This is a genomic window from Limibacillus sp. (assembly GCA_037379885.1).
In the GTDB taxonomy this organism is placed as follows: Bacteria; Pseudomonadota; Alphaproteobacteria; order Kiloniellales; family CECT-8803; genus JARRJC01.
Window position 1 is genome coordinate 1 of record JARRJC010000123.1, and the last position, 3,928, is coordinate 3,928.

Below are 3,928 nucleotides of genomic sequence, written 5' to 3' on the forward strand. Positions count from 1 at the left end.
CTCGGGACGCATCCACATGGGTCACGTGCGCAATTACACCATCGGCGACGTGATCGCCCGATACAAAAGGGCAAAAGGTTTCAACGTCTTGCATCCCATGGGCTGGGACGCCTTCGGACTGCCGGCGGAAAACGCCGCCATGCAGAAGAAGGTCCATCCGGCGAAGTGGACCTATGAGAACATCGCGGCGATGCGCGCACAGCTTCGTTCCATGGGCCTTTCCATCGACTGGTCCCGCGAGCTGGCGACCTGCCACCCCGGCTACTACCGCCACGAACAGAAGATGTTCATCGACTTCATGAAGGCGGGTCTCGTCTATCGCAAGGAGTCCTGGCTCAACGGGGACCCCGTCGACCAGACGGTGCTGGCCAACGAGCAGGTGATCGACGGCTGCGGCTGGCGTTCGGGCGCGCCGGTCGAACGGCGCAAGCTGGCGCAATGGTTCTTCAGGATCACGAAGTACTCCGACGACCTGCTGGAGGCCATCGGCGGCCTCGACCGCTGGCCGGAGAAGGTCCGCCTGATGCAAGAGAACTGGATCGGGCGTTCGCGCGGTGCGCGTATCTGGTTCGAGATCGAGGGACGCGAAGATCCTCTCGAAGTCTTCACCACCCGGCCCGACACCCTGGACGGCGCCTCCTTCCTGGCGCTCTCGCCGCATCATCCCCTGATCGCCGAGCTGGCGGAGAAGGATGAGGCGCTGCGGGCCTTCGTCGCCGACTGCGACAAGACCGGCACCAGCGAAGCCGCGATCGAGGCGGCGGAGAAAAAGGGCTACGACACCGGGCTGAAGGGGCGCCACCCCTACCTTCCGGACGTCGAGCTGCCGGTCTATGCCGCCAACTTCGTGCTGATGGACTATGGCACCGGCGCGATCTTCGGCGTGCCGTCGGGCGACCAGCGCGACCTGGACTTCGCCAACAAGTACGGCCTGCCGGTGATCGAGACCTACCGCCCCCTGGAGGCGCGCGACCCGACCCCCGAGGAGCTCCAGCAACACGCCCAGCGCTTCGCCGACAACCCGGTGGTGCAGCTCAAGGCGCCCGGCGGCGGCAAGGAAACGCTGTTCCACATCTCCGAGACCGCCTACGTGGAGAAGTCGGACTCACAGAAGGTACTCTACACCGCCGCCGGCTTCATGGAGGAGCGGGAGATCACCCCGATCGAGGCGATCGACAAGGCCGTCGCCTGGCTGGAAGCCAACAAGCGCGGCGAGGGCACGATCCAGTACCGCCTGCGCGACTGGGGCATTTCGCGCCAGCGCTACTGGGGCTGCCCGATCCCGGTCATCCACTGCCCGGACTGCGGGCCGGTGCCGGTTCCCAAAGAGCAACTTCCGGTCGAACTTCCTGAAGACGTGAGCCTCGACAAGCCGGGCAACCCGCTGGCGCACCACCCGACCTGGAAGCAGACCGACTGCCCCTCCTGCGGCAAGGCCGCTGAGCGGGACACGGACACCATGGACACCTTCGTCGACTCGTCCTGGTACTTCGCGCGCTTCTGCAGCCCGCGCGCCGAGACGCCCCTGGACCGGGAGGCCGTGGACTACTGGCTGCCGGTGGACCAGTACATCGGCGGCATCGAGCATGCGGTCCTGCATCTGCTTTATTCGCGCTTCTTCACCCGCGCGCTGCGCGACTGCGGCTACCTCGACCTCGCCGAACCCTTCGCCGGCCTCTTCACCCAGGGCATGATCGGCCATGAGACCTATCGCGGCCCCGACGGCGATTGGCTTTCGCCCGAGGAGGTGAAGCGGGAGGGAGAGAGCGTCACGACCCTGGACGGCAAGCCCGTTACCGTGGGCCGCACCGAGAAGATGTCCAAGTCCAAGCGCAACACCGTGGACCCGGAGATCATCATCCAGGAGTACGGCGCCGACACGGCGCGCTGGTTCATGCTCTCCGACAGTCCACCCGACCGCGACATGGAATGGACCGACGCGGGCATCGCCGGCGCCTGGCGCTTCACGCAGCGGCTTTGGCGCCAGGCCAGCGCCGTGCTGGAGTCCCTGCCGCGTGGCGCGGGTCTACGAGCTCTCCAACGAACTGCAAAGCTTCAAGGCCGGGAACGAGGGCGAGGCCTGGGCGCTCCGCGAAGCGCTGGAGACGCTCACACGGCTGATCGGGCCCATGATGCCGCATCTGGCCGAAGAGCTGTGGCAGCGTCTGGGCCACGACGGTCTTTTGGCCGACCAGCCCTGGCCCGAAGCCGATGGCTCGCTCGTCACCGAAGAGAGCGTTACCATTGCCGTGCAGGTCAATGGTAAGCTTCGCGCGACCATCGAATTGCCGCGCGACTGCGACAAGTCGGCGGCGGAAGAGCAGGCGCTGGCCGCCGAGGCCGTGCAGCGCATTCTGGAGGGCAAAGCGCCGCGAAAGATCATCGTGGTGCCGAACAGGGTGGTGAACATTGTCGCTTGATGCGAAGGACAAGCTGACCGGCCGGCGCAGATTCCTGGCGGGCGCCAGCGGCCTCTTCATGGTGGCGCTATCGGCCTCAGCCTGCGGGTTCCAACCGCTCTATGGCAGCGGCACCTCCACCTAGGACCGCCTGCACTCCGTGCGCATCGCCCCGCTNNNNTCTGCGGGTTTCGATCAAGGAGCGGATCCAGAGCCTGGGCATCCGCCGGGACGCCACGGCCAGCCGCTACAATCTGAAGATCCGGACGCGCTACACGCTCTATACGGCCGATGGCCGCACCGTGCTCTTCAGCGGCGAAAGCAACGCTTCGAGCGGTTACTCGGCGCTGGACCTGGAAGCCCAGTACGGCACCATCTCCGCCGAGCGCGACGCCCGCGAACGTTCGAGCAAAGTCATCGCAAACGATATCGCCCAGCGGCTGGCGGTCTACTTCGCCGCACAGTCGCCGGACGGCGCCTGAAGAAAGCACGATGAAGATCGACGCCCGCTCGGCTGACCGCTTCACCCAAAAGCCCGACCCGAAGATTCGCGCCGTTCTGCTTTACGGGCCCGACGGCGGGCTGGTGCGTGAGCGGGCCGAAGCGGTGACGCGCAGCGTGGTGGAGGATCCGAAGGACCCTTTCCGCGTCGCCGAACTCTCATCTTCCGCGCTGAAAGACGATCCCGCCCTGCTCAACGACGAAGCCGCCGCGATCTGCTTTGGCGGCGGGCGGCGAGTCTTGAGGGTCGTGAAGCCGGAAGAGACCCTGGCCGCCCAGTTCGAGAGGTTTCTCGCCGAGCTTCCAGGCGACGCTCTGCTGGTGATCGAAGCCGAGGACCTGACGCCCCGCTCGAAGATTCGCGGGCTGTTCGAAAAGGCGGAGAGCGGCGCCGCGGTCGCCTGCTACCGGGACGAGGACCGCAATCTCACCCAATTGCTGCGCGACAGTTTGAAGGAGGCTGGCTTTTCGATCAGCCACGACGCCCTGGCTTACTTGAGCGGCAATCTGGGCAGCAACCGGCAGGTCACGCGGCGGGAGATCGAAAAGCTGGTGACCTACAAGGGGCCGCCGGAGGCCGGCAACGCCGAGATTGCCCTGGACGACGTCCTGGCCACCGTGGGCGACAGCGCCCATCTGACGCTTGACGATCTCTCCCGCGCCGGGGCGGATGGCGAGCTCGCCGCCGTGGAGCGAATCCTGGAAAAGGCCTTCGCCGAGGGCGCGAACGCCATTCCGGTTCTGCGCGCCGTCTCGGGTCACTTCATGCGGCTGGCGACTGCGCGCAGCTTGATGGACGCAGGCCGTTCCGCGGAGCAGGCGATGAGTCAGCTCCGCCCGCCGATCTTCTTCAAGATGAAGGGGCCCTTCGGCGCGCAGCTGAACCTCTGGAGCAGCGCCAGGCTCGGCCAAGCCATCAACCGCCTGCTGGAATGCGAACTCGCCTGCAAGCGCACGGGCGCGCCGGCGGCGCTGCTCACCTCACGCGCGCTCTTTGAGATCACGGCACGGGCGCCAAGGCAGAGGCG

General features: G+C 66.4%; 3 protein-coding genes and 1 pseudogene. All 4 read left to right on the forward strand.

The window, feature by feature from the left end:
• Positions 1 to 2,420, forward strand: a pseudogene (leuS, locus tag P8X75_15220) (leucine--tRNA ligase).
• The gene (locus P8X75_15225; GenBank protein MEJ1996532.1) at positions 2,410 to 2,544 is read left to right on the forward strand and encodes a hypothetical protein; all 135 of its coding nucleotides are present in this window, start codon (positions 2,410 to 2,412) and stop codon (positions 2,542 to 2,544) included. The pseudogene leuS and the gene P8X75_15225 overlap by 11 nt, the downstream one beginning before the upstream one ends.
• Positions 2,522 to 2,881 carry an LPS assembly lipoprotein LptE gene (gene lptE, locus P8X75_15230; protein MEJ1996533.1) on the forward strand — a complete coding sequence of 120 codons (360 nt, stop codon included), beginning with the start codon at positions 2,522 to 2,524 and terminating at the stop codon, positions 2,879 to 2,881. The genes P8X75_15225 and lptE overlap by 23 nt, the downstream gene beginning before the upstream one ends.
• Positions 2,882 to 2,891: 10 nt before the next feature.
• On the forward strand, positions 2,892 to 3,928 hold a 1,037-nt coding region (gene holA / locus P8X75_15235; GenBank protein MEJ1996534.1), incomplete at its 3' end, for a DNA polymerase III subunit delta.